The 24,225-nt window shown below is 38.8% G+C and carries 22 protein-coding genes and 1 pseudogene; 14 read left to right on the top strand and 9 right to left on the bottom strand.

Going from position 1 to position 24,225, the window contains the following annotated elements:
- The first annotated feature begins 753 nt into the window (after positions 1-753).
- The 3 genes from gyrA (at position 754) to H6F47_RS14060 (ending at position 5,376) form a co-directional block, all read left to right on the top strand.
- On the top strand, positions 754-3,342 hold the full coding sequence (gene gyrA / locus H6F47_RS14070; protein ID WP_190649648.1) for a DNA topoisomerase (ATP-hydrolyzing) subunit A: 2,589 nt from the start codon (positions 754-756) through the stop codon (positions 3,340-3,342).
- On the top strand, positions 3,323-4,906 hold the full coding sequence (lnt, locus tag H6F47_RS14065; RefSeq protein WP_242027398.1) for an apolipoprotein N-acyltransferase: 1,584 nt from the start codon (positions 3,323-3,325) through the stop codon (positions 4,904-4,906). The genes gyrA and lnt overlap by 20 nt, the downstream gene beginning before the upstream one ends.
- 116 nt (positions 4,907-5,022) lie before the next feature.
- Positions 5,023-5,376 carry a hypothetical protein gene (locus H6F47_RS14060; RefSeq protein WP_190649645.1) on the top strand — a complete coding sequence of 118 codons (354 nt, stop codon included), beginning with the start codon at positions 5,023-5,025 and terminating at the stop codon, positions 5,374-5,376.
- Positions 5,377-5,437: 61 nt separating this feature from the next.
- Here H6F47_RS14060 and H6F47_RS14055 read toward each other — a convergent pair whose 3' ends face one another.
- Entirely contained in the window at positions 5,438-6,376 is a 939-nt protein-coding gene (locus H6F47_RS14055) for a phosphoribulokinase (RefSeq protein WP_190649643.1), read from the bottom strand.
- Between the two features lie 435 nt (positions 6,377-6,811).
- Here H6F47_RS14055 and H6F47_RS14050 point away from each other — a divergent pair, with 435 nt between their 5' ends.
- Positions 6,812-7,474: a class I SAM-dependent methyltransferase gene (locus H6F47_RS14050; RefSeq protein WP_190649641.1), complete on the top strand. Its 663-nt coding sequence runs from the start codon at positions 6,812-6,814 to the stop codon at positions 7,472-7,474.
- Here H6F47_RS14050 and H6F47_RS14045 read toward each other — a convergent pair.
- Positions 7,405-7,641, bottom strand: a complete 237-nt coding sequence (locus tag H6F47_RS14045; RefSeq protein ID WP_190649639.1) for a hypothetical protein — start codon at positions 7,639-7,641, stop codon at positions 7,405-7,407. The two genes, H6F47_RS14050 and H6F47_RS14045, sit on opposite strands and share 70 nt — an antisense overlap.
- Before the next feature lie 266 nt (positions 7,642-7,907).
- Between H6F47_RS14045 and H6F47_RS14040 the strand changes: the two genes are divergently transcribed.
- Both H6F47_RS14040 and H6F47_RS14035 read left to right on the top strand, forming a co-directional pair.
- Positions 7,908-8,987: a D-alanine--D-alanine ligase family protein gene (locus tag H6F47_RS14040; protein WP_190649637.1), complete on the top strand. Its 1,080-nt coding sequence runs from the start codon at positions 7,908-7,910 to the stop codon at positions 8,985-8,987.
- A gap of 171 nt (positions 8,988-9,158) precedes the next feature.
- On the top strand, positions 9,159-9,518 hold the full coding sequence (locus H6F47_RS14035) for a hypothetical protein (protein WP_096571206.1): 360 nt from the start codon (positions 9,159-9,161) through the stop codon (positions 9,516-9,518).
- Between the two features lie 553 nt (positions 9,519-10,071).
- Here the strand turns inward: H6F47_RS14035 and H6F47_RS14030 are convergent.
- From H6F47_RS14030 to H6F47_RS14020, 3 genes and pseudogenes are all read right to left on the bottom strand, one after another.
- Positions 10,072-11,007, bottom strand: coding sequence for an alpha/beta hydrolase (locus H6F47_RS14030; RefSeq protein WP_137666466.1), 936 nt, complete (start codon positions 11,005-11,007; stop codon positions 10,072-10,074).
- A 175-nt stretch (positions 11,008-11,182) separates the two neighbouring features.
- Positions 11,183-11,686, bottom strand: coding sequence for a DUF4112 domain-containing protein (locus tag H6F47_RS14025; RefSeq protein ID WP_190649635.1), 504 nt, complete (start codon positions 11,684-11,686; stop codon positions 11,183-11,185).
- Between the two features lie 54 nt (positions 11,687-11,740).
- Positions 11,741-12,235 (bottom strand): annotated as a pseudogene (locus H6F47_RS14020) (YihY/virulence factor BrkB family protein); the annotation flags it as partial.
- Between the two features lie 377 nt (positions 12,236-12,612).
- Between H6F47_RS14020 and H6F47_RS14015 the strand changes: the two are divergent.
- Together H6F47_RS14015 and H6F47_RS14010 are read left to right on the top strand one after the other, a co-directional pair.
- Complete coding sequence (locus H6F47_RS14015; RefSeq protein ID WP_137666464.1) at positions 12,613-13,113, top strand: hypothetical protein; 501 nt, start codon at positions 12,613-12,615, stop codon at positions 13,111-13,113.
- 53 nt (positions 13,114-13,166) lie between these two features.
- Positions 13,167-13,751 (top strand): Uma2 family endonuclease, encoded by a 585-nt coding sequence (locus H6F47_RS14010; RefSeq protein ID WP_190649633.1) that lies wholly within the window; start codon positions 13,167-13,169, stop codon positions 13,749-13,751.
- A 102-nt stretch (positions 13,752-13,853) separates the two neighbouring features.
- Here the strand turns inward: H6F47_RS14010 and thrC are convergent, their stop codons facing one another.
- Entirely contained in the window at positions 13,854-14,945 is a 1,092-nt protein-coding gene (gene thrC, locus H6F47_RS14005; RefSeq protein ID WP_096571216.1) for a threonine synthase, read from the bottom strand.
- A gap of 323 nt (positions 14,946-15,268) precedes the next feature.
- Here thrC and H6F47_RS14000 point away from each other — a divergent pair, with 323 nt between their 5' ends.
- The 3 genes from H6F47_RS14000 (at position 15,269) to H6F47_RS13990 (ending at position 16,983) form a co-directional block, all read left to right on the top strand.
- Positions 15,269-15,457, top strand: coding sequence for a hypothetical protein (locus H6F47_RS14000; protein ID WP_096571218.1), 189 nt, complete (start codon positions 15,269-15,271; stop codon positions 15,455-15,457).
- A 654-nt stretch (positions 15,458-16,111) separates the two neighbouring features.
- On the top strand, positions 16,112-16,429 hold the full coding sequence (locus H6F47_RS13995; RefSeq protein WP_096571220.1) for a DUF2605 domain-containing protein: 318 nt from the start codon (positions 16,112-16,114) through the stop codon (positions 16,427-16,429).
- 227 nt (positions 16,430-16,656) lie between these two features.
- Positions 16,657-16,983 (top strand): DUF2973 domain-containing protein, encoded by a 327-nt coding sequence (locus H6F47_RS13990; RefSeq protein WP_137666461.1) that lies wholly within the window; start codon positions 16,657-16,659, stop codon positions 16,981-16,983.
- Positions 16,984-17,379: 396 nt separating this feature from the next.
- Here H6F47_RS13990 and H6F47_RS13985 read toward each other — a convergent pair whose 3' ends face one another.
- A complete protein-coding gene (locus tag H6F47_RS13985) occupies positions 17,380-17,550 on the bottom strand; it encodes a type II toxin-antitoxin system HicB family antitoxin (protein ID WP_137666460.1) in 171 nt (56 codons plus the stop codon).
- A 179-nt stretch (positions 17,551-17,729) separates the two neighbouring features.
- Entirely contained in the window at positions 17,730-19,958 is a 2,229-nt protein-coding gene (locus tag H6F47_RS13980) for an amylo-alpha-1,6-glucosidase (RefSeq protein ID WP_137666459.1), read from the bottom strand.
- On the opposite strand from H6F47_RS13980, the gene H6F47_RS13975 reads away from it, so the two are divergent.
- From H6F47_RS13975 to H6F47_RS13965, 3 genes are all read left to right on the top strand, one after another.
- Positions 19,957-20,151 (top strand): hypothetical protein, encoded by a 195-nt coding sequence (locus H6F47_RS13975; RefSeq protein ID WP_137666458.1) that lies wholly within the window; start codon positions 19,957-19,959, stop codon positions 20,149-20,151. The two genes, H6F47_RS13980 and H6F47_RS13975, sit on opposite strands and share 2 nt — an antisense overlap.
- A 216-nt stretch (positions 20,152-20,367) precedes the next feature.
- Positions 20,368-22,368 (top strand): DICT sensory domain-containing protein, encoded by a 2,001-nt coding sequence (locus tag H6F47_RS13970; RefSeq protein ID WP_190649631.1) that lies wholly within the window; start codon positions 20,368-20,370, stop codon positions 22,366-22,368.
- A gap of 128 nt (positions 22,369-22,496) precedes the next feature.
- On the top strand, positions 22,497-23,519 hold the full coding sequence (locus H6F47_RS13965) for a DMT family transporter (protein ID WP_190347667.1): 1,023 nt from the start codon (positions 22,497-22,499) through the stop codon (positions 23,517-23,519).
- Positions 23,520-23,772: 253 nt separating this feature from the next.
- Here the strand turns inward: H6F47_RS13965 and H6F47_RS13960 are convergent, their stop codons facing one another.
- On the bottom strand, positions 23,773-24,168 hold the full coding sequence (locus H6F47_RS13960) for a metal-sensing transcriptional repressor (protein ID WP_096571228.1): 396 nt from the start codon (positions 24,166-24,168) through the stop codon (positions 23,773-23,775).
- Positions 24,169-24,225: the final 57 nt, after the last annotated feature.

The following is a 24,225-nucleotide window of genomic DNA, read 5'->3' as shown; positions in this document are numbered from 1 at the left end:
CCTGAGCCTGTCCTGAGCCTGTCCTGAGCCTGTCCTGAGCCTGTCCTGAGCGGTGTCGAAGGGCGGTGTCGAAGGGCGGTGTCGAAGGGCGGTGTCGAAGGTCGCAGTCGAAGTAAGTCGAAGTAAGCCGAAGTGCTTTCAAAAAGTGCCAGCTTTTATGAGGTGGCAAGTGAAAAACCCTGCACTTACAGCAGTTTTCATGTCTTTAGACTACAGTAAGGGCGAAGCATTCGGACAATTAATTATCGGTTTTTACCTAAGACTATCATCCGAATGCTTCGCCCCTACATTGTTGACGCGAAACCTAAATCAAAATGTGGTTTATTTACCTGAAAATAGCTGTAATTCCTACATAAAGAAAAAATCGTTCCTATCCAACTCTTGAAACTGTCACCTGTCACCGTGGTGTAGGCTATCAAACATCAAACTGATTTTATTCCTCAATCCTCAATCTTGAATTCTTAATTCTGAATCCTCAATTATTAGCTGCATTTTTTTAATAAAATCTTGAATTTGTGAATTTATGATTTGATAATTATTCTGACTCCTGACTCCTGACTCCTGACTCCTGACTCCTAAATTCTTACTTTTCTCTGATATGATCTTTTTGTTTGACTGTCTTTACCACAAACGGGGTCTATATATGTTAGAATTGTAGGAAAATATGACAATTTTTCAAGATTAATTTGACATAATTTTGTATTTTGTCAAGTACAAAGGCTAAAATCTACGTTTTTTGGAGTTTTGCAGGTTATGACAACCTCACAGGAGAGGATTATCCCGACGGATTTACGACAAGAGATGTCACAATCTTATCTGGAATACGCTATGAGCGTAATTGTCGGTCGGGCGCTACCAGATGCTAGGGATGGTCTAAAACCTGTGCATCGTCGCATCCTCTATGCTATGCACGAGTTAGGGCTGTTGCACGATCGCCCGTTTAGAAAGTGCGCCCGTGTGGTGGGGGAAGTTTTGGGTAAATATCACCCCCACGGTGACACGGCGGTATATGATGCTTTGGTACGGATGGCGCAGGACTTTTCCATGCGATCGCCTTTAATCAACGGTCATGGTAATTTTGGTTCTATTGACAATGACCCACCGGCGGCGATGCGTTATACAGAATGTCGTCTACAAGCATTAACTAGTCATTCCTTATTGCAAGATATTGAAGCTGAAACTGTAGACTTTATTGATAATTTTGATGGTTCTCAACAAGAACCCACAGTATTACCTTCCCGTATTCCCCAACTATTACTTAATGGTTCTTCGGGAATTGCGGTAGGCATGGCTACTAACATTCCTCCGCATAATTTGGGAGAATTAATTGATGGGTTAGTGGCATTAATTCACAACCCAGAAATAACCGACACTCAATTAATGCAGTATGTTCACGGTCCTGACTTCCCCACAGGGGCGCAAATTCTAGGAACATCAGCCATTAAAGAAGCGTACACCAGCGGACGGGGTTCAATTACCATGCGGGGTGTGGCAACTATTGAAACCGTTGAACAACGCAACCGCCCAGCTAGAGAAGCAATAATTGTTACCGAGTTACCCTACCAAACCAACAAAGCGGCCTTGATTGAAAAAATTGCCGAGTTGGTGAATGATAAGAAAATTGATGGTATTGCAGATATCCGAGATGAAAGCGATCGCGACGGGATGCGAATCGTCATAGAATTAAAACGTGATGCCTATCCCCGTGTTGTTTTAAATAATCTTTATAAACAAACCCCACTTCAGTCCAACTTTGGCGCGAATATGTTGGCTTTAGTGAACGGGGAACCACAAATACTCACCCTGAAAAACTTCCTCAGCGTCTTTTTAGATTTTCGCATTGAAACCATTAACAGACGTACTCGTTACCAACTGAGAAAAGCAGAGGAAAGAGATCATCTATTGCAAGGTTTATTAATTGCCCTCTCTCATTTAGATGCAATTATCAACCTGATTAGAAGCGCCCCCGACGCACCCTCAGCCAAAGGTGAATTAATTAGCAATTATGGACTTTCCGAAGTGCAAGCTGATGCCATTTTGCAAATGCAATTGCGGCGGTTAACAGCCTTAGAAGCGGATAAAATTCGCTTAGAACATGAAGAATTGCAAGTACAAATTGCAGACTTGCGGGATATTCTGGATAGACGGGAAAGGGTACTGGAAATTATCGAAACCGAAGTTACCCAAATTAAAACCCAGTTTGCCACACCGCGACGCACAGCTATTACCCATGCCGAAGGGGAAATAGATGATATAGACTTGATCGCTAACGAGAAAGTTTTAATTTTGGTGACACAACAAGGTTACATCAAACGGATGCCCGTGAATACCTTTGAAGCTCAAAACCGGGCTACCAGAGGAAAAGCCGGTGCTAAAGTCAAAGAAGATGATACCATCGAGCATTTTTTAACCTGCTGTGATCATGATAGCGTCTTATTTTTTAGCGATCGCGGCGTAGTTTACAGCCTCAAAGCTTATCAAATACCAGAAGGTTCACGCACCAGTCGGGGTACACCCATCGTCCAGATGTTACCCATACCCAAAGAAGAAAAAATCACTTCCATTGTGCCTGTAGACGAATTTAGCAGCGAAGAATATTTAGTCATGCTCACCAAAGGCGGTAACATCAAAAAAACCGCATTAGAAGCATTTAGCAACATTCGCGCTAACGGGTTAATAGCCATATCCTTAGAAGAAGGCGATCATTTGCGTTGGGTGAGACGTGCCAAAGTAGAAGATAGTATCATCATCGGTTCACGTCATGGTATGGCCATACACTTCCGTTGTACCCATGATCAACTGCGTCCTCTGGGAAGGGCAACTCGTGGGGTAAAATCAATGAAACTCAAACCCGGTGATGAACTGGTAGGAATGGATATTCTTCCTGCGGCCATTCTCGACACCTTAAACACAGAAACAGAAGCGGAACTAGAAGAAGAAACCATCGAAATTGAAGAAACCGCAGAAAATAGCGAAGAAACCACCGAAACACCAAACAGCACAGGACCCTGGGTATTAATCATCACGATGGGAGGCTATGGAAAGCGTGTACCCGTAGGACAATTTAGACTACAAAACCGCGCTGGACAAGGTATCACCGCCACCAAATTCAAAAACCGCAAAACCAAGGATCAACTAGCAACCTTGCGAATAGTCAACCCCGACGAAGAGATCATGATGGCGACAAACAGAGGTATTATTATTCGCCAATCTGTTAACGCCATTTCTGTACAATCACGGACAGCAACCGGGGTAAGAGTACAGAAACTCGATGAAGATGATGCCATTACTGGAGTAGCAGTAGTTCCCCCCGATGCTGGAGATGCTGAAGATTCTGAGTAAAAGAACAAGGCAGAAGTTAAAATACTTACTTCTTTACCTAGTAGCTTTAACTAGTGGGGCATTGATGGGGGTGACAGTCGCCCCTGTCGGTGCTTGGTTTTTGGCTTGGGTTGCCCTTGCACCTCTTTGGGTGATAGTTGTTAAATACACAACACAAAAAAATACTCCTGCCTTTTTATGTGCCTTTTTATGGGCGATCGCCTATCATGGAATAGCCCTATCATGGATCACAGGTATTCACCCCATGAAATGGTTAGGTGTACCCTGGTGGCCAAGTTTATTTATTACCATCTTTTGCTGGTCATTTATTAGCCTGTGGGGAGGTTTGTTAGTCTCTCTTTGGGCGTTTTTGATGGTGTGGTTAGATAAGCAACAGTCTTGGTTAAGGGTGTTAATTGGTACAGCTATATGGTGTGGTTTGGAAAGTTTGTGGAGTTCTGGATCTTTGTGGTGGAGTTCTTTATCTTACACTCAGTCACCGCATAATTTGGTAATTTTGCATTTGGGGCAATTTTCTGGACCGAATACGGTAACGGCGGTTATTGTGGCGGTTAATGGGTTGGTTGCGGAGTCTTGGATTTATTTTTGCACGCAGAGACGCAGAGACGCAGAGGAGAAAAAGAGTTTAAGGAAGGGGTTTTTTAATGGTTATTTGGTTTGTGCTGTTTTACTGTTAATTATCTCCCATGTTTTAGGCTTTGTTCTTTATTCCCAACCTTTGAATAATCGTGAAAATTCAGGTTTAAAAATAGGTATTGTTCAAGGTAATATTCCTAATGAAATTAAGTTGCTTCCTCAAGGATTTAGACGAGCAATTACAAACTATACTAATGGATATTTAACATTAGTAAATCAAGGTGTTGATGGGGTGTTAACTCCTGAAGGTGCTTTACCTTTATATGAACGTAATTTTCAAAATACTGCTTTGTTAGATGCGGTGAAGGATAAAGGGGTTGTAGTTTGGATCGGTGGTTTTGGGCAAAGGGGGAGAAGTTATACTAATAGTTTATTTGGGGTAAATGGTAAAGGGGAAGTTACTAGTAGATATGATAAGTCAAAGCTTGTACCTTTGGGGGAATTTGTTCCTTTTGAAGAAGTTATTGGGGCGTTAGTTCAACGGTTATCTCCTTTGGATGAACATCAAGTACATGGGGCAAAAAATCAAGTTTTTGATACTCCTTTGGGGCGGGTTATTGTGGGTATTTGTTATGAGTCTGCTTTTTCGGAAATCTTTAGATATCAGGCTGTTAATGGTGGGGAATTTATTTTGAGTTCTTCTAATGATGCCCATTATACGGCAGCAATGGCAGATCAACATCATGCCCAGGATATCATGCGAGCAATTGAAACTGATCGATGGGCTGTGAGGGCAACAAATACCGGTTATTCTGCTTTTGTCGATCCGCATGGGAGAACTTTGTGGAAATCAGGGTATAATATTTATGAAACTCACGCTGAAACTATTTATACTCGGAAAACTCAGACTTTATACGTGCGTTGGGGTGATTGGTTGATGCCTTTGTTGTTGGTTTTGGGGTTTTTGGGGTGGTTTATGACTAAATAGCCGGGAATTTTGGTAAGTAGGACTTGCTGGATATAAGATATCCTTATTTGACAAGTAGCTATTTTGTAACACATACTTTTAAAGTATCCTTTTTTTTAAATTAAAGAGTTGTCACCATGCAACTGAAAACCTTTTTGACCAGTGTTGCCGTCACCGCTTTGGTTATTCCCAGTGTATTAGCAAATACATCAAAAGTTTTGGCTGAAGACATTACCATTCTGTTAGAAAATAAAACAAGGGCAAATATGACAGAATTTTACGCTTCTCCTAGTGGGGTTAAAAATTGGGAAAACGATATTTTAGGTGATGATGTTTTACGATCTGGAAAGGTGATAGAAATTAATTTCAATGACGAGCGCACAACTTGTATCTATGACTTTCTAGCCAAATTTGCTGATGGTGATGTAGTGGAAAAATATGATATCAATATTTGTAAATTGGCAGGTGGTAGTTACGAATTTTATGATTAAGTTTAATACTTATCATGTCTGCCTAGTCTGCTAACCACCAGTCACCAATCAGCAGTCCTATTTACTGATGAATCTGCGTTGCTTTGAGCATATGATAGGTAATAATCAACTGTGTCAAAGCTAGGGGGTAACTTTGCAATGTTTCCCCTGTTGTGCCAGCGATTTTACCAAGTTCAGGATTGATTTCGCGATCGCAAATATTCTTTAAATAAGGCAGATCATTACACATGATATGCTCTATCTTATTCACCTGTTCCAAGGTAGCGTGTCCATCAACTTCCAACACATCCACCGGTTTACCCATATCCCTACCTAGTCCCAAACGCACCGCTGATTCAGAATCATCATTATCTGGGTGAATAATCTGAGTAAAATCAGGATGGGGAATAGTTGGACGCAATACCAAACGTACATTTAAATGTCCATTGCTTTCATCCTCATTTTCATTGGGAGGATAGAAACTCACCACAATATCAGACCATTGACGTTGGGGACGAATAAACGCTTCTGAGTCAGGTTCCCGCTTTTCTAACTCTGCTAATACTTGTTCTTCACTATAACCGCGTTTTTCGGTATCCCGTTTAACCTTCCATTTTGCCCGTAGTGATTCAGGAGGAGCAAGATAAACCTTAACATCATAAGCATCACGAGCAGCACGGGTAGAGTAACCCAGTAAACCTTCAATAATGACAAACTTATTCGGTTTAATGTACTGTGGAGGCTCAAATTGACCCGTTTTGTGGCTATAAACAGGCTTTAGAATTGTTTGACCTGTCCGTAGCAGCGATAAATGCTGCTGCATAATATCTAAGTAATTACAGTCAGGATGCAAGGCTGTAATACCGATTTCCGCCCGTTGTTGACGATCATAACGGTGGTAATCATCGGTACAGATGAGTGTAACATTCTCCGGTCCAAGTACCTGAGCAATACCCCTAGTTAGCGTAGTCTTTCCTGCTGCGCTATCACCAACAATACCAAGAATGATTGGACGACTCATCTTACCCCCTTGAATACAAGCTGGTTACTTAATGCTGGTTACTTAATAATGTTTCTGGAGAACATTTTCAGTTAGTTTATTCATTCTAGTGGCAAATTAGTTAAAAAATTCCAGCTTTCTCTTTTCTCGCAACATCTCTCAACATAATCCTGCTCTTATCCTGATTCAAAAACTGTAAAATTCGCATTTATAATTGTGATAAGGAAAAAATATGTTAAGTTAAATAGAAATCTCCACAATAGAATGTATTAATTTGTCATAAGTTGTAGGGGCGAAGCTTATGGGCGATAATTTAACGGAAAAATCAGACATCTAGATATCCCATAAGCTTCGCCCTGCCCCCATAAATAGGTTCCATAATTTCTTTTCTGGAGATGTCTAATAAAAAATACTGAGATACAGATATATTAGTTCAATAAATTTAGCATCACAGTAATGGCAAAACAAACTATAGGCTTAGAACAAAACCTGTATGATTATTTACTTTCTGTTTCTGTACGTGAACCAGAAATTTTAACCCAACTACGTCAAGAAACCGCCCAGCTACGAATGTCTATAATGCAAATTTCCCCAGAACAGGGACAATTTATGGCACTGTTGGTTAAATTACTAGGAGCAAAAAAAACATTAGACATAGGAGTATTTACGGGTTATAGTTCCTTAGTAGTAGCGTTGGCTTTACCAGCAGATGGTAAAATTATTGCCTGTGATGTCAGTGAAGAATATACCAGCATAGCTAGGCGATATTGGGAAAAAGCAGGAATAGCAGATAAAGTTGACTTGCATATTGCCCCAGCTTTGGAAACTTTGGATAACTTGTTAGCAGCAGGAGAAGCAGAAAGTTTTGATTTTGCCTTTATTGACGCTGATAAAGGAAACTATGAAAATTATTATGAGCGATCGCTGCAATTAATTCGACCCGGTGGACTAATTGCCATTGATAATGTCTTATGGTCTGGGAAAGTAGCAGATCCAGAAATACAAGATAATCAAACTAAAAAAATTCGCGCCTTTAATCAAAAATTATATCAAGACTCAAGAATTACCTTGAGTTTAGTTCCCATAGCTGATGGTTTGACATTAGCTAATAAAAATTGAAGTACAGGGAACGGGGAACGGGGACTGGTGACTGGGGACTGGGGACTGGTGACTGGGGACTGGGGACTGGTGACTGGTGACTGGTGACTGATGACTGGGGACTGTGAAAACAAGAAACAGGAAATATTTAGGGGATGCTGAATAAATGTAAAACCTAGATAAATCAAGGGATTGAGGATGATGAAAATTAAAATTGCGCCTGGTTTTAGGTGCTATGATCCTCAAAAAGCTTGCACTTTGTGAGTGTTTGCAGAATTTCAAAATAAAAAAAACTCCTTGATAGCGAAGCGTGGCGTTAGCCATACTCCTAGCCCTCACAGATAACTTTTTCAGCAAACCCTATTTATCTTTCTCCTGACTCCTTGATCTCCTGACTCCTAATAACATTCCTTGTGGTACGCTATCACCTTTAGATAGTGTCGAGGTAAGGAAGATGTCTAAACTGCGGGTGGGGTTGCTGTTTGGTGGACGTTCTGGAGAACATGAAGTATCAATAATTTCTGCAAGGGCGATCGCAAATGCTTTGAGTGCAGAAGCAAATAGTCAGAAATATGAAATTGTGCCTTTTTACATCCAAAAAAATGGTGTTTGGCAAGGGGGAGAAACTGCACAACAAGTTTTAAAATCTAGTGAAGCCACAGAAAATCCCGCTATAACCCCTAATTTATGGCAATTTCCCGCAGAAACAGCAGAAATTGATTTGTGGTTTCCCATACTCCACGGACCCAATGGCGAAGATGGAACAATTCAAGGTTTACTAACATTAATGCAAGTTCCCTTTGTTGGTTCTGGGGTGTTAGGTTCAGCCGCCGGGATGGATAAAATTGCTATGAAAACCGCTTTTGCTCAAGCAGGTTTATCCCAGGTAAAATACAAAGCAATAATGAGAGCGCAAATTTGGTCAAACCCTTGTATATTTCCTAAATTGTGTGATGAAATAGAAGCAACATTAGGCTATCCTTGTTTTGTCAAACCTGCTAATCTGGGTTCATCCGTAGGAATAGCCAAAGTGCGATCGCGTCAAGAATTAGAAGCGGCTTTAGATAACGCTGCAACTTATGATAGACGCATCATAGTCGAAGCCGGAGTAGTTGCCAGAGAAGTAGAATGTGCGGTTTTAGGCAACGACAACCCCAAAGCCTCCGTTATTGGTGAAATTACCTTTGATAGCGATTTTTACGATTATGAAACCAAGTATACTGAGGGTAAAGCAGACTTATTAATTCCTGCACCTTTACCAGAAACAGTAGTTCAACAAATTCAAGAAATGGCATTACAAGCCTTTGCAGCAGTTGATGGTGCAGGTTTAGCGCGAGTAGACTTTTTCTATGTAGAAGCTACTGGAGAAATTTTGATTAACGAAATTAACACCTTACCAGGGTTTACATCTACAAGTATGTATCCGCAACTTTGGGCAAATACTGGTATTTCTTTTACAGAATTAGTAGATCAATTAATTCAACTTGCCATTGAAAGACATACCAATTCTAAATTAGAAGATTCAGTAAAGTAATTTGCAGATAATGGGGAAAAAGTAGCATAATATCCAATTTTTTTGGAAATTTTTGGTAAAAAACCGCTATTTTGCCAAAAAACTACTTTCAACCCCCTTTATCCTACTGTTAAATAACACTTGTATCTTATAGTATAATAAACTACTAGAGGATGCAAGTGGAAATGAATCATGAACAGTCACAATGCAAAACCAGAACTAACCACAACTGTAAACAGCACTTCAGAAGAATTAAAAAATACATCTCTAATTAAGAAACGGTGCCTAAAGTATCCTTGGTTATGGTTTGTGGGGTTGTTAGTTATTCCCCTGGGAGTGGGAATATTTGGCTATTTCCAGCTAATTTATATTGGCTACGTTCCCAAAATAGAACCAGAAAAAACCATAGAAGTAGTCAGTAAAAAAGAAAACGTACTATCTTCTAATATCAGTAATCCTACACCTTTATGGTTAATGTTGGCGATCGCCCTCAGTTGTGCATCTGGTTGTTGGGTTATTTATCGCATACTCAAACTTCCACAACGTATTTAAGAAAGGGTGTCGAGGAATAGGTGAAAGGTGACAGGTGACAGTGAAGAAGCAGGGGAGAAGATTTTCCCCAATGACTAATGGCTAAAAACAAATAATAAAAAGTGCCAACTTGGCAACCAATCAGTAAACAACCCAGTTAAATTATTAAAAGATAAACGACTTCAATAATGTTGTTATCTGGGGTTACTACATAAAATATCTTCTGCTTAAAAAGGCTGTTTCACAAGTTTGAATTATGAACAAACAAAGCAATCTACTAATATTTTGTTGGGCTATTAGTTCAGCAAAAAATAATAAAAAATCAAAGAAATCAAAAAGAAATCAGGTTTAACATTTGCTGCAACAGGAATACTCACATCATCTAGACACTATCGTTGAAATACATAGCCCCCTAAATAACGGATAGCGTCTATTAAAACATATTCCTGAACGCCCCAGCAGCAAATGTAGAGTGGGAGAAAAAAGGCGCTTGGTATGCCTTCTCCCACTCTTCTTTTATCAATTAATAATTGATAATTGATGATTGACAATTGATAATGGCTTAAATTACAGTTTAACAGAAATTCGTATCTTGCAAAAATTTCATAATTTCTCTATTCACTACATCATTAGCACCTGTGGATGCGTCATGATAACAATTTTCTATAATTTTTAACTGTGAATGAGGAATATAATGATGTAATTTTTCACCGTGACTCACAGGAAACCAACTATCTTGATCACCCCATAAAATTAAAGTTGGACATTCAATAGCAGTGAGACTATTTTGAATTTCAGTTAACATATTTGGTTTTTTAGCTTGTAAATTCTCAATTTCTCTAGCTGCTATTTGTAATTCTTCCGCAACTTTCACTAAAGTTCCGGGAATTTCAATAAAAGGATAAGTTATCCAATAAACATCTTCCTCTGTGAGAATAGCAGGATTAAATAACACTTTTCGTCTTTCCATACCCATGACTTCCCTGACTAGAGGTGCAAACACAAAAGCAAGACGTAAAAAATCAATTGTGTGGATAATTTCTAATGGTGTTTGTGCTAATAAACCCATTGCCCAATGAGGTAAGGTTTCGGTAAAAATGGGCGCATTCATAACCACTAAACTCCCAATTAATTGAGGATTTTTAGCCGCTAATGCTAAAGAAACTAACGCACCTAAAGACTCAGCGACAATGACGGGAGGTTCATCACATAAAGATTGAATAATCCGTTCTAATTCAATTATTTGATGACCACTCTTTTCTCTACGGTAAATAGCTTTTTCCGAAAAACCATAACCTTTAGCATCAAAACAAATTACCCGAAAATATTTAGATAATGGTTCAATACTGTATCGCCAATTATAACTCCAACTGCCCAAACCATGTAATAAAATTAATGGTTTACCTGTACCTTTTTCACCATAAGCAATTTTTACAGGATAGCCATACGCATCAGTAATAATTATATTTTGTTGACCTTGAGGAAAATGAAATTGCCACCAGTTTTTCATATTATTAGTTAGGGAATAGGGAATAGGGAATAGGGAATAGGGAATAGGATATTTTGAGTTAAGCTGTTACACAACTAAATTGTATAATCCTAATATTCTGAACTCTTGTTTAACAGGCAAGATGCCTGTTCCACTTATACAAATTAAATGCATAACAGCTTAGTTAATGATTAATTTACCCACCATTTAAAGCTTTCCATAGCATTCCTATAAAAATAACAGGTAATGCAATTAAAACAATACCAAGTACAACCAACACTGCAAAAAGAGCAATAATAAAACCTTGATCGGCCTTCTTTTTTTCAGCAGGAGATTTTAAGTAATCTTCCAATAAAATCAGGTTGTAATTATTTGCTCTCCAAGCAAAATCAAATAAATCTCCCAACATCGGAATAGCACCGACTAAAGCATCAATGATAATATTTACAATCATTCTGCCTAAAGTTGCTTTTGATATACCTAACTTTGCCGATTCAATGATAATATAAAGAGAAAATATCAATCCCAAAACATCACCACCAACAGGTATTAATCCCAAAATTGGATCTAAACCAATACCTACTGGAGTTCCCGGAATGGTAATAGCATTATCTAACAGTTTACTAATTTGTTGTAAACGTTTTAATGTTGGTGCATAACCATCAGATTCAATGTAAATTTTATTGTGAGAGTTAGACATTTTATATAATTGGTAATTGGTAATTGGTAATTGGTAATTGGGTTATTTACCTTCCTAGTTTCCTGTTTTCACTGTCATAGAGTCACCAACAATTACATTTAATTGGTTGCAAACAAGGAGAACAAAGGCACTCATCCATAACCATAACATTAATACTATAAAAGTTCCCACTGTACCATAAACTTTATTATAATTTCCAAAGTTGGTAACATAAAGGCGAAATAATGCCGAAACCAGCGCCCAAAAGATAGCTGCTAAAACTGCTCCTGGCATTAATGGTGTACCTGGTTTCCACACACTTGGTCCATAACGATAGACTAAGCTAAATGTAGCAGCAACAATCATTAAAGCTAAAGGCCAAAGTAACAATTTCCAAAGAGGTAATAAGAATCCCAAATAAGGATTACCACGCACCAGCATACCCAAAAGTAAATCACTAATAAATACCAGAAAAGAAGCCAGCATTAAAAGTAAGATAGTACCAATTGTTAATCCTAAAGAAATGAGTTTAGCTTTCCAAAAAGGGCGCGTATCTTGTGGGGAAACTTCTGTTCCTATTTGGGTGCTGATCCGAGCATCACTGACTTGCCATTTTAATTGTAGGTATTCTGTAATAGCTTGCGATCGCTTCTGAATTATATCTTGTGCTTCGGTAACTTCCTGGTTAACTAGAATACTCCCCATCAATGGAGAAATCAACATTGCCCCAATAATTGATGAGAGTCCAGTTTTACTGTCAATATATAGCAGGGAACAGGGAACAGATTTTATGTCAAAATTTATACATAAAAGCTACTATGATATAATGTCCGCCCAATCACTTACGATATAGCTGTTTCATGAGAAATTACCAATTACCAATTACCAATTACCAATTACCAATTACCAGCCTCAACAGATATGATAATTGTGCAACCGGACATGATATGACTCAAGATTTAACACAAAAATGGTTATCCGAAATTCAAAGCCTCAAACAGCAGATGGCTCAACTGCAACAAAAACGTGATGAAGCTTGGGAAAGTTCACAAAAATGGCGACAACTCTATAACACTGAATCAGAACAACGTCGCACCGATGCCAAGATGTATCAACAAGAAATTGCATCTTTAAAAGCTGAACTTTGGAAACTTCAAGGTATTAACACTGATACAATTACAGAAACTACCACAACGGCTATTGAGTCAGAACTAACCGAAGACACATCTATAGAGGAATTAAAAGCTAAATTGATCGCTGTGACTCAAGAACGCGATCGCCTCATTCAAGCATTCAAAACAGAACAGGAAAACCACGAGCAAACCCGTAAAAATCTCACTACAGCTTTAGGTGATGCTATTGATAGTTTGACACAGTTGAGAGCAGCCACAAAGGCAACAGGGGAGACAGAGGAAGCAGGGGAGGTGGGAGATAACGTAAGTACCTAGTTATCAACTTGGGTTAATATGTACTAAGCGAATGGAATTATGGAATTATATTTATGGTTCAAACTCCTCAAGCACCAATCAATTATTTTTCCTTTGAAGATTACTATGCCTATGATGATGGCACTGGAAATCGCTATGAATTAGTAGATGGAGAATTAGTTTTAATGCCACCAGAATCAATTTTTAATTCTGATATATCAATGCGATTATTGTTGGAATTGTCTAAAATAGTCCCTCTTCATTTATTAAAATATAAAGAAATTATGATTGAAGTAAGTGGACGTAGAGCTAAGGTAAGAATCCCTGATTTACTAATCTTGGGTGAAGAATGTCGCGCCGCTTTAGAAGCGACAAAAAGAGGAACTATTACCCATGAAATGCCACCACCATTAATAGCTATAGAAGTGGTATCACCTGGTACTGAAAATGAAGTGCGAGACTATCGCTTCAAGCGTTCTGAGTATGCAGCTAGGGGAATTTCTGAATATTGGATTGTTGATCCTGTACAAAACAAAATTACGGTTTTGTCTTTAGTAGAAGGTTTGTATGAAGAATTTATTTATACAGGTGATGAATTAATTAAAAGTGAAGTATTGCCAGAAATTAAGATTAAGGTCAGTGATATTCTCGTTTCATAGATAGCTATTAAAATCAGGGGAAGCAGGAGAAGCAGGGGGGTAATTATTTGTATTTTTCCAATCACCAGTCACCAGTCACCAGTCCCCAGTCCCCAGCATTCTTTAAAAACCCATAGCCTCAGCTACCGCTTGCAAATCTGCGGGAATACCTTGTTTAAACTGAGCATGACTGTGTTTAATGGCTGTATCTGGATCTTTCAAACCATTACCAGTTAAAATGCAAACTATCGTCGCACCAGCAGGAACTTGATCTTTCACTTTTAATAACCCAGCTACGGAAGCAGCACTGGCAGGTTCACAGAAAATACCTTCAGAAGACGCTAACAACCGATAAGCGTCCAAAATTTCCTCATCTGTAACAGAGTTAAAACTACCCATACTGGAAGTTTGGGCAGCGATCGCCTTATCCCAACTCGCAGGATTACCAATTCTAATCGCCGTCGCTATAGTTTCAGGATGTAGCACTGGTTGACCATTTACCAACGGTGCAGCCCCAGCAGCTTGAAAACCCATCATTTTTGGCAAGCGATCGCATTTTCCCGCTTGATGGTATTGACAAAAACCCATCCAATATGCTGTGATATTTCCCGCATTTCCCACCGGAATACACAACCAGTCAGGAGCATTACCCAACGCATCCACCACTTCAAAAGCCCCTGTTTTCTGACCTTCCAAGCGGTAAGGATTGACAGAATTTACCAAAGTAATCGGATAATGATCCGCCATTTCCCGGACAATTTCTAAAGCCCGGTCAAAATTACCTTTAATAGCTAAAACTTCCGCCCCATATAACAAAGCTTGAGCCAACTTACCCAAAGCCACATAACCATCAGGAATCAATACAAAGGGGCGCATTCCTCCGCGTTTAGCATAGGCAGCAGCAGCAGCGGAAGTATTGCCTGTACTAGCACAAATCACCGCCTTAGCACCAGCTTCCTTAGCCTTGGTAATAGCCATAGTCATACCCCGGTCTTTAAAACTGCCAGTGGGGTTCAGACCATCATATTTAACAAATACTTGCACCTGCTTACCAATACGTTCAGCGATCGCTGGTACAGGAATCAAAGGAGTATTACCCTCCAACAAAGTCACCACAGGGGTACTTTCGCTCACAGGCAAGTATTCACGGTAGGCTTCTATTAGCCCCGGCCAAGGTTGGCGATGAGATTTAGCAACAGACAAGCTCAAAGTCACAGGATTCTAAACTTCTTAACTAGGGATTAGGAGATGAGAAAAATAGATTTTTTTTGATAGTGTCAATCACTTTACCATGCAAATGGCGATATCTAGCAACAGATCAGGCAGGGAGCAGGGGAGGAAAGATTTTTCCTAGTCACCAATCACCAGTCACCAATCACCACCGAGGAACACACTCACTATTATCGCAGTCACTTATGATTTAGCAGGAAACCTATTAGAGTATGTAATTAAAAGTATACTTGATTTTAAGAAAGGTTAAGATAGCTTTATTATAATATCTCTAATGGTGTGAGTTTAGTTTCGGAAAGAACATAACTATGTCAACTTTATCATCCAGTGTTGCCAGCTGCGAATCTCATAGTGAATTGGTAAAGAAGCTCACCAAGGCTTACTACCAAGACGAACAACAAGAAAAATTTATTGACCTGCAAGCAGAAGTAGATTCCCTGCTGCAACAGTTACAGAACCTCAAAAGCCAAAGACTAGAAACTTCTAGCCACGAATAATAAATTAACCAGCGAGGTCATCATTCCAGGCGCTGATTAATTTTCGACCAGCGCCTCAAGCTATATATATCAGCAGTTTCCACCAGCAAAGCTAGAGATTGGTCACTGTGGAGTTGAGCGATCGCTGTCAGATTTTGTGGTGATTTATCAGTAAAATTCAGTATAGATAACCTGACAATTAGCAGAAAAAATCATGGTTCGGACGGAAAAAATCATGGTTCGGGGAAGTTTCTGCGCTTATTCATTTACTAAATTTTCATTTCCATCTGGAGTCAAAGAAGCAATAGCTGAACCAGAAATAGTCAAAACCACATCATAGTTACCATCATTGGTAAGATCAATCATCTGTACAGGTCAGTCACTCATTTTGATCTGGGAGTAATGCAATTTTGTGGGATGACCCCACAAAACTGCATTGCCCCCTAACAATTGTTTGTAATTATTATCTCTAAATGTTCACAATAGATACTCCTTTAGACAGATCAAAAAATAGTCGCAAGGAACTGTACAAACCTCTTGCCAAAATTATACAATTGTGTATTGTATAACAAATTACAAATTTTGGTTGTTTTGGCAGGTAAGTTATGAGGCGATTGTTAAGTTTCGTAAATAGCGTTAATATTAAGAAGACATTAGGAAATATGCTTCTTATATATGGGTGACTCAAATTCACCAAGTGCTGAGTTGCTAAAGTCAGTCTTGGAGCCGCTGTTAGAGGATTTTGAATATTGGTTTGCGCGATCACGTCAATTATTAGAAAATGAGAAAATCTCATTTATGAGTGAACAGGAACAATCTGATTTACTCAACCGAGTTACGCAAGCACAAGCAGAATTAAATACTTCCAAAATGCTATTTGCTGTAACTGGTAAAAAAGTGGGACTGGATATGGCTACATTAATGCCTTGGCATCAATTATTAGGCGAATGTTGGAAAGTTGGTATGCGTTACCGTCAATCACAGCATGAGTGATCTTTATGGTCATAAATCCCAACATTAGGACAAAGACCTTAACATTATTTTCATAAAAAAATAATGTATACCATGTTACGTTAATCTGAATAAGATTACAAAATATCACAACACAAATAAATAACTTAACTTTTGTTTTCCCTGTAAATTGCAGGTAAAGAAAAGTTGAGGACTACGATATAAAACTTTAGATTTTGTAAAATTTGTTGCCCCTGGAGGATAATTTTATGTTACACCTGCTCTACGTTTTAGCTTTTACCGTTTTAGCGTTTATTGCTGTCAGTAATTTAATTCGTAACCTAGTCATGTTCAGTTTTGATCGGGAGCGACCTTATCCAAATACATCCTCTGCGGGGAATAAAGGTAGCTTTGGTTATTATCGAGCAACAAGACAATCTGTACCTCATCCAGAATTATTAGATAATTCCGGTAATTTAATTAAAGAACCGCTTTTGGTAATGCGTTCTATTAATGTGGATGATGCGCGTCAACAGTTGGATGCTTTATATGAATCTTCTCCTGGTCAAAAAATTGAACGTTCAGAAGATGCTTAATTACAGCAGGAGTCAGGAGTCAGGGGTCAGGAGTAAAACTGGCTTGGTGTATAGGTTTCAATTTAGATTCTGTACCTCACTTATCTGCAATCTGCTGTAATTCAATAATTATTTTTATAATTTGGGAATCTGTAGGGGTTTAGCAATGTGCTTTACCCCTACTTTTGTTATAATAAAAATATTAATTATTGACAAATAAGCTGTTACACAGCTAAATTGTATAATCCTAATATTCTGAACTCTTATTTAACAGGCAAGATGCCTGTTCCACTTATACAAATTAAATGCACAACAGCTTAATGCACTCAAAAAAAGGGTGAATTAAAACAAGATTCTCAAGTTATGGTTTCCACTTCAGAAGATGAAATAGAAAAAATATCAGGTGATTTTCAGTGGTTAGTTGCTGATATAGGTATAGGCAATAATCATTTCTTTGAGAGCATCTTGTAACATATCTCTACATTCTTCTAATGTTTCTCCTTCTGTAATGACTTCTTGCCATTCAATTAGTTGTCCCATATATCCGCTATTGGTTTTAGTATATTTTGCAGTGTATGTAGTTAGCATAAGGCTTTAATTATGAAGTCTTTGATAGATTATTATAACTTATTTTTTTGTCAGAATCAGGATGTCCAGGATTAAAGGATTAACAGGATGTTTATCAAAAAAATCTGCGTTTATCTGTGTTCATCTGATTATACCCAGATCCCGGACTTCTTCAAGAAGTCGGGGATCTATGAACTAATCTAAGCTTCAATTACAACTCTTAAATTCCCCCTTTTATTCGCAACTCTACAGGAAGTTGTACTCCCCACCCGCTCAAATTCTAAGTCAAGAATCGTCGCACCAACACGCAAATTATGCAACGATAAACGATTAATTGATTCCGGCAAAGCAGGGTCAATAATTCGTAAACAATTATTCTGTGCGTCTGGTACTAAATTCACTATCATTTGCAATAATTGAAATATACTACCTGTAGCCCAAGCTTGGGGACTACAAGCAACAGGATATTGCACAGGTGCATTATCTCCATTCATTTCATAACCACAAAATAATTCTGGTGGACGTTGATAAGATTGCTGAGAAGTCATATTAAACAAACCTTGAAATAATTCCAAAGCTTGATCAATTAAACCCAAAGAACGCAGTCCCATCGCAATTAAAGAATTATCATGTGGCCACACTGAACCAATGTGATAACCCATTGGATTATAAGCAGGTGACAAACTACTTAAAGTTCTAATTCCCCAACCATTAAACATATCCGGCGCTCGCAATCTTTCTGCTACACTGTAGGCTTTTTCTGGGGTAAAAATTCCCAAAGATAAACAATGTCCAGGATTAGAACTAATACTATCTACTTGATTTCCTTCCCCATCTAAAGCTAAAGCACAAAAATCTTGATCTTCTATCCAAAAATCTTTGTTAAATCTAACTCTGAGATTTTTAGCTTCTTCTAACCAAGTTTCAGCTAAATCTAGCCGCTTTTTCATCTTCGCTATTTCTGCTAATTTGATTTTTGCAGCATAGACATAAGCTTGCACTTCACATAAAGAAATCGCCCCTTTAGCTAACTCACCTTTTCTATTCACAATACAATCACCAGAGTCTTTCCAACCTTGGTTAACTAAACCACCTTTTGATTTACGATTGTAGCTAAGATAGCCTGTTTCTTGAATATTTCTATCAATCCAATCCATGGCGGATAAAGCATTTCTCCACAATGTTTCTAGGGTTTCTTGATCATGAGTCCAAGCATAGTAATCAGCATACAACATCAACCATAAAGGCGTTGCATCTACTGTTCCGTAATAAGGTGTATGGGGAATTTCTTGACACCTTGCTAGTTCTCCAAACCGTAACTCATGTAAAATTTTCCCTGGTTTTTCTTCTCGCCAAATATCTTCTTTTTTACCTTGATATTCTGCCAAGATCATTAAAGTTTCTTTAGCAATTTGGGGATTTAACATCAAAGTTTGGGAAGCGGTAATAATAGAATCCCGTCCAAACAAAGTGGAAAACCAAGGAACACCTGCGGAAACAGTTTTATATTTGCCAAAAGATTGGCGCAATAAATACAAATCTTGTTCTGCTCTTTCAATCACTCTATTAAAAAGACTTTTATCTGAGTGAATGCGGGTAATTTGTTGTACCCAGTTTTGCTCCTCCATTAATTCAGAAGCTTTTGCTTGTGCCAAAGTTGTGGCAGCATTGACATTAGAAATCGGTTGATTATTAGTTAAACTCTGCAACCGATAACCGAGTTTTTTGGTTTCGTGAGAAGCTAATTCTAAACGCCAAATTGCGGTATAACCTTGAAAATAATCTGGTAGTTGATGTTGGAATTGTATCCGGGATTCCATCACTGCACCATCTAAACCTTGATAGGCAAGGCTGAGGTTTTCTGAACAGTTTTTTAGTTCTGATAATCGTAATAATTTACCCCGGTTTCCTCGATAAAAACCACGAACTTCAAATAAATCTGCAAAGTCAGCATCAAAGCTAAGACTAATTTCAAAAGTAATGCTAGAAGTGCTGTAGTTAGAAATTTCTATTTCTTCAAATAATGCACCATTAAGGACAATTTCCCGATGAATACCAATAGTATCAGCATTTAAGTGATCATCAATTTTGGGGTTAGTGCATAAAACAGAGAGAGCAAAACCTTTATCAGCAGTGCTGCTTAATAAAACAGGCGATCGCCCATTAATTTGTAACTCTAAACGACTCAAAAATCGGGTATCAGCGCAAAATAAACCCACACTGGGATTCCCATCTTCTAGGGAACAACCGGAAATGTTCCCCATTGTATCTGTCACCAAAAATAAATCATCATCTTTAACCGTTAAAGTGGGTTGTGGTCTTTCACTGACAACGCAAGGCCATTCTGGAATGGGTACTTGTTCAGCAGGAATAAAAATTTTGCCATCGAGGACGATTTTCTCTGGGGTCATCAACATATCCGGTGTCATGAGCCAAATTTCCCTATACTGGACGCGGGACTGGGGAAGAGGCAGGGAAGCACAGGGCAAGGGAGCAGGGGGCAGGGGAAGATTAATAACCCAATCACCAGTCACCAATCACCAGTCACCAATCACCAATCACCAGTCACCAGTCACCAATAAATCTATACCTTTTACATCTGAAGTCAAGGCTGAAAACTGAGGATTTTCTAGGGTTTTATTCTTTGATCAGCAATGAGAGATACTAGAACTAGAAAATACTCATAAATATGTTTAGTTAATGTTTAGTTAATGTTTATTTAAAAAAATTTTGAGTTTTGTCAATGGTCAACAGTCATCAAACTTACCAAGGTAGTTTTTGGGTTAATATCTGGACAGGTGCTTTCTAAAGGTCTAGATTGGGCGTTTAAAGATATTCATGAGCATTTCGACTTCTGTGCTGAGTGATTTGCTACAGTCACTACCTTACTTGCGGACTCAGTTGTATTTCAAGGCTTCCCTAACTGCGCTCTCCCATGCAATGGAAGATCAGGTTTTGGCGACTTCCTTGGATCAACCGCTTATTATTGCTAGTTTTCAGCGAGAGCGATTTTATCGTCAAGAAGCTCATCGCTATCAACGCCTTGCCGAGAGAAGTGACCAAATATACGTATTATCTGCACCAGAAACAGAGTTTGCTAATAGTTCGGATGACTATGAAAAGGTAGCTTTTGAACCGGATGATGCTTTAAGTAAAGAATGGCATTTAGTTGTAATCGCGGATAATTATGCTACTTGTTTAGTATGTCGAGAAAGTGTGAGGTCAATTGCTAAAAATCAGCAGTTACCAGAAATGACCTCTAGTCTGGATATAGACACAGCGCGGAGATTTGAGGGAATTTGGACTTCTGACAGAGGAGTTAGTCTCAAGGCCGCAGAATTGATATTGCAAAGAATAGAAGTTTATAGACCCGATTTAGCGGGCAAAATTAACCAGGCACGTCAGAGGTTTGGTATCGGTTCAGTACCACTCAAGTCCCAACCAAAATCAATTAATGAATCCGCTTTTAGTATTGATACTGACCCTTTTGTACAGCGATTAGTAACTTATTTGCAAGCTAGTCAATATAAGCTGCATAAAGCTTATCGTTCTATTGCTGCTCAAGCTAGAAAAGAAAAGTTGATCAATTCTATTAGTATGGCAATTAGGCGATCGCTTGATCCACAGGCAGTTTTGCAAGTAGCTGCTCAAGAGTTAGGTCAACATCTAGAAGCTGATCGTTGTCTGATTTACCGCGCTCAATCTACTGATGACCAAGCAATAATTGAACATGAGTTTTTAAGTCCTGATGTTGTCTCAGTACGGGGACAAACCTGGAATTTGGCACAAAATCCTTTATTTCACGAAATTACCCAACTGGGTGAAGGTATATGTATTACTGATACACTTACAGATTGTCGTGTTACTAGTTCTACCGCACTTTCTTTAATTGTTAAAAGGTTTACTATTCATTCGTGGTTGATAGAACCTGTATTTTCCCAGGGACGACTACTGGGAATGGTAGAGTTACATTTTTGTCATTTACCTGCCCATGAATGGCAAGCTGGAGAATTGGATTTAGTTAAGGCGATCGCTACTCAAGTAGGTGCAGCTTTGATTCAAGCTGAAGCTTTTGCCAATTTAGAAGAACTAAACAAACAATTAGAAGCCCTTGACCGTACCCGCAGTAATTTAATTGCTATCACCGGTCATGAACTGCGAACCCCCCTCTCCACCATTCAAGTGTGTTTAGAAAGTCTGGCCAGTGAACCGGATATGCCTTTAGAGTTGCAACAGGTAATGCTAACTACAGCACTTTCTGATTCAGAAAGAATGCGGAAACTGGTACAGGATTTTCTCACTCTTTCTAACTTAGAAAGCGGGCGTGTGGAATGGCATCCCGAATCTTTGACTTTACAAGAATGTGTAGATTTAGCCCTTAGTCGCCTACGTACACGCTCCACAGCAGAAAAACCACCAACCATCAAAACACAAATTGCCGAAAGTTTACCTTTAGTTAGGGCTGATGGTGATTGGCTTGTGGAAGTATTAGCCAAAATTATAGATAATGCTTGTAAGTTCACACCCACATCAGGGGAAATAACAATTAAAGCTCATCAAAATAGTAATTATGAGGTAGAAGTGATTGTAGCTGATACTGGTAGGGGAATTGAACCCAACCGTTTAGAAGTAGTATTTGATCGTTTTTATCAAGAAGAGGGAGCTTTAAGACGGACTGCGGGAGGTACGGGACTGGGTTTAGCCATTTGTAGGCAAATAGTCAACGGTTGGAGTGGGAAAATTTGGGCTGAGTCCCAAGGTAAGAACCAGGGAAGTCAGTTTCATTTTACTATTCCCATTGTTCAGAGTAGTCAGGAGCTAGAGAAGATCAAAAGATGAGGAGACAGGTGACAGTAATAATGCAAAAAAGATCGGTAACAATGTTACATAAACAGAAAAACCAATGTTTCTGTAAAATTAGGTAAAGTAATATTTACACTTAATTTAACAAAAATCCAATACAACTGATGCAACTGCAACTGAGAGGATCAAAATCTACCCTAGCTTCCCTATTATTAATTGCTCCCTTTTTCCTCTGGGGTACAGCAATGGTAGCAATGAAAGGAGTCATACCTCATACCACACCATTATTTATGGCAGGAGTACGTTTACTACCTGCGGGGGTATTAATTCTCATCGCTGCTGCTTTCATGGGTAGACCCCAACCCAAAGGATGGTTAGCATGGTTATGGATTATCATCTTTGCTTTAGTTGATGCTACCCTGTTTCAAGGTTTTTTAGCAGAAGGTTTAGTGAGAACCAGTGCGGGTTTAGGTTCTGTAATGATTGACTCCCAACCTTTAGCAGTAGCTTTATTGTCCCTGTGGTTATTTCAAGAACATATTGGTCTTTGGGGATGGTTAGGGTTAGGATTGGGAGTTACTGGTATTAGTTTAATTGGCCTACAAGAAGAATGGATTTTTCACCTTCTCGATTCAGGGGTAAAAATTACTACTGATAATTGGCAGCAATTATTTAACAGTGGTGAATGGTTAATGTTACTGGCAGCTTTATCAATGGCTGTAGGTACGGTATTAATTCGCTTTGTTTGTAGATATGCTGATCCGGTAACAGCCACGGGATGGCATATAATTTTGGGGGGGTTGCCTCTGTGGGGAATTTCTGCGGTTGTAGAAAACCAACAGTGGCAAAATCTGGTATTGTCCGATTGGTTAAATTTGGGTTATGCAACTATCTTTGGTAGTGCGATCGCCTATGGTTTATTCTTTTATTTTGCATCAAGTGGAAATCTAACGAGTTTAAGTTCTCTTACCTTTCTCACACCAGTTTTTGCTTTAATATTTGGTCATCTTTTTCTTGCAGAAGTTCTCACCCCCATTCAATGGCTAGGAGTTATGCTGACTTTAATCAGTATTTATTTAATTAACCAACGGGAAAATTTAGCAGGACAAAATCAAAAAGCTACCATCAATGAAAACACTAATCAACAAAAACCAGTTTTAGAAGCATCTGTAACTAAGAAACTTTAAAAAATTACCCTAATATACTCCTTGGGAGATCAGGAAAATGAGGTATGGGTTTCATGCATTTTAACGTGATTTTTTGATGATTTTTGAGCGATAGCGAAGCGCTGCTGCAAGCAGTTCGCTATTGATCGGAAGTTAATCGCCAAAAGCCTGAAACGACGGATTTTCGTTCATGCACATCATGGTAAATTTGTACAGTGCGTAAGTCCCATTATCAATTATCAATTATCAATTACCAAACCATAGATAATCAACTCTATGGTAAAAACCGATCTAAAGCTGCTTTGAGTTGTTCAATTTCTACATCAATATTGCCATTTTCTGAAGCTCTAGCAATACATTCCGTTAAATGCTCATCTAAAACAATCCGCGCTACTTTATCTAATGCACCCCTCACAGCCGCAATTTGTAATAATACATCGGGACAAGGGCTGTTTTGCTGCACCATTGTTTTAATACCGCGAATGTGTCCTTCTATTCGTGATAGTCGGTTAACAATTCGCCGTAAAGATTCTTCACTATGAACATGAGGATGAACCGAGTTGACTGTTTCTGAATTATGATTTGTATGCTCGTGGTTGTGGTGGTGTGTGTGTTCTGCTTGCTGTGATGAAGGCAAGGATGTTTCAGCTAATCGGTTTGATGCTGTCATGAGTCCTGTGGGGTTTGGTATTAATTAGATCCTAGCCTAGAGTGATTTGAGATTGGC

The organism is Sphaerospermopsis sp. FACHB-1094, from assembly GCF_014696195.1.
GTDB lineage: Bacteria > Cyanobacteriota > Cyanobacteriia > Cyanobacteriales > Nostocaceae > Sphaerospermopsis > Sphaerospermopsis kisseleviana.
This window is presented reverse-complemented; position numbering and strand designations above follow the sequence as displayed.

What these genes read in the sequence shown, in the direction of transcription:
- gyrA (WP_190649648.1), top strand. Translation starts at nt 754, where the DNA reads ATGACAACCTCACAGGAGAGGATTATCCCGACGGATTTACGACAAGAG.
- lnt (WP_242027398.1), top strand. Translation starts at nt 3,323, where the DNA reads ATGCTGAAGATTCTGAGTAAAAGAACAAGGCAGAAGTTAAAATACTTA.
- H6F47_RS14060 (WP_190649645.1), top strand. Translation starts at nt 5,023, where the DNA reads ATGCAACTGAAAACCTTTTTGACCAGTGTTGCCGTCACCGCTTTGGTT.
- H6F47_RS14055 (WP_190649643.1), bottom strand. Translation starts at nt 6,376, where the DNA reads ATGAGTCGTCCAATCATTCTTGGTATTGTTGGTGATAGCGCAGCAGGA.
- H6F47_RS14050 (WP_190649641.1), top strand. Translation starts at nt 6,812, where the DNA reads ATGGCAAAACAAACTATAGGCTTAGAACAAAACCTGTATGATTATTTA.
- H6F47_RS14040 (WP_190649637.1), top strand. Translation starts at nt 7,908, where the DNA reads ATGTCTAAACTGCGGGTGGGGTTGCTGTTTGGTGGACGTTCTGGAGAA.
- H6F47_RS14035 (WP_096571206.1), top strand. Translation starts at nt 9,159, where the DNA reads ATGAACAGTCACAATGCAAAACCAGAACTAACCACAACTGTAAACAGC.
- H6F47_RS14030 (WP_137666466.1), bottom strand. Translation starts at nt 11,007, where the DNA reads ATGAAAAACTGGTGGCAATTTCATTTTCCTCAAGGTCAACAAAATATA.
- H6F47_RS14025 (WP_190649635.1), bottom strand. Translation starts at nt 11,686, where the DNA reads ATGTCTAACTCTCACAATAAAATTTACATTGAATCTGATGGTTATGCA.
- H6F47_RS14015 (WP_137666464.1), top strand. Translation starts at nt 12,613, where the DNA reads ATGACTCAAGATTTAACACAAAAATGGTTATCCGAAATTCAAAGCCTC.
- H6F47_RS14010 (WP_190649633.1), top strand. Translation starts at nt 13,167, where the DNA reads ATGGTTCAAACTCCTCAAGCACCAATCAATTATTTTTCCTTTGAAGAT.
- H6F47_RS14000 (WP_096571218.1), top strand. Translation starts at nt 15,269, where the DNA reads ATGTCAACTTTATCATCCAGTGTTGCCAGCTGCGAATCTCATAGTGAA.
- H6F47_RS13995 (WP_096571220.1), top strand. Translation starts at nt 16,112, where the DNA reads ATGGGTGACTCAAATTCACCAAGTGCTGAGTTGCTAAAGTCAGTCTTG.
- H6F47_RS13990 (WP_137666461.1), top strand. Translation starts at nt 16,657, where the DNA reads ATGTTACACCTGCTCTACGTTTTAGCTTTTACCGTTTTAGCGTTTATT.
- H6F47_RS13985 (WP_137666460.1), bottom strand. Translation starts at nt 17,550, where the DNA reads ATGCTAACTACATACACTGCAAAATATACTAAAACCAATAGCGGATAT.
- H6F47_RS13975 (WP_137666458.1), top strand. Translation starts at nt 19,957, where the DNA reads ATGAGCCAAATTTCCCTATACTGGACGCGGGACTGGGGAAGAGGCAGG.
- H6F47_RS13980 (WP_137666459.1), bottom strand. Translation starts at nt 19,958, where the DNA reads ATGACACCGGATATGTTGATGACCCCAGAGAAAATCGTCCTCGATGGC.
- H6F47_RS13970 (WP_190649631.1), top strand. Translation starts at nt 20,368, where the DNA reads ATGAGCATTTCGACTTCTGTGCTGAGTGATTTGCTACAGTCACTACCT.
- H6F47_RS13965 (WP_190347667.1), top strand. Translation starts at nt 22,497, where the DNA reads ATGCAACTGCAACTGAGAGGATCAAAATCTACCCTAGCTTCCCTATTA.
- H6F47_RS13960 (WP_096571228.1), bottom strand. Translation starts at nt 24,168, where the DNA reads ATGACAGCATCAAACCGATTAGCTGAAACATCCTTGCCTTCATCACAG.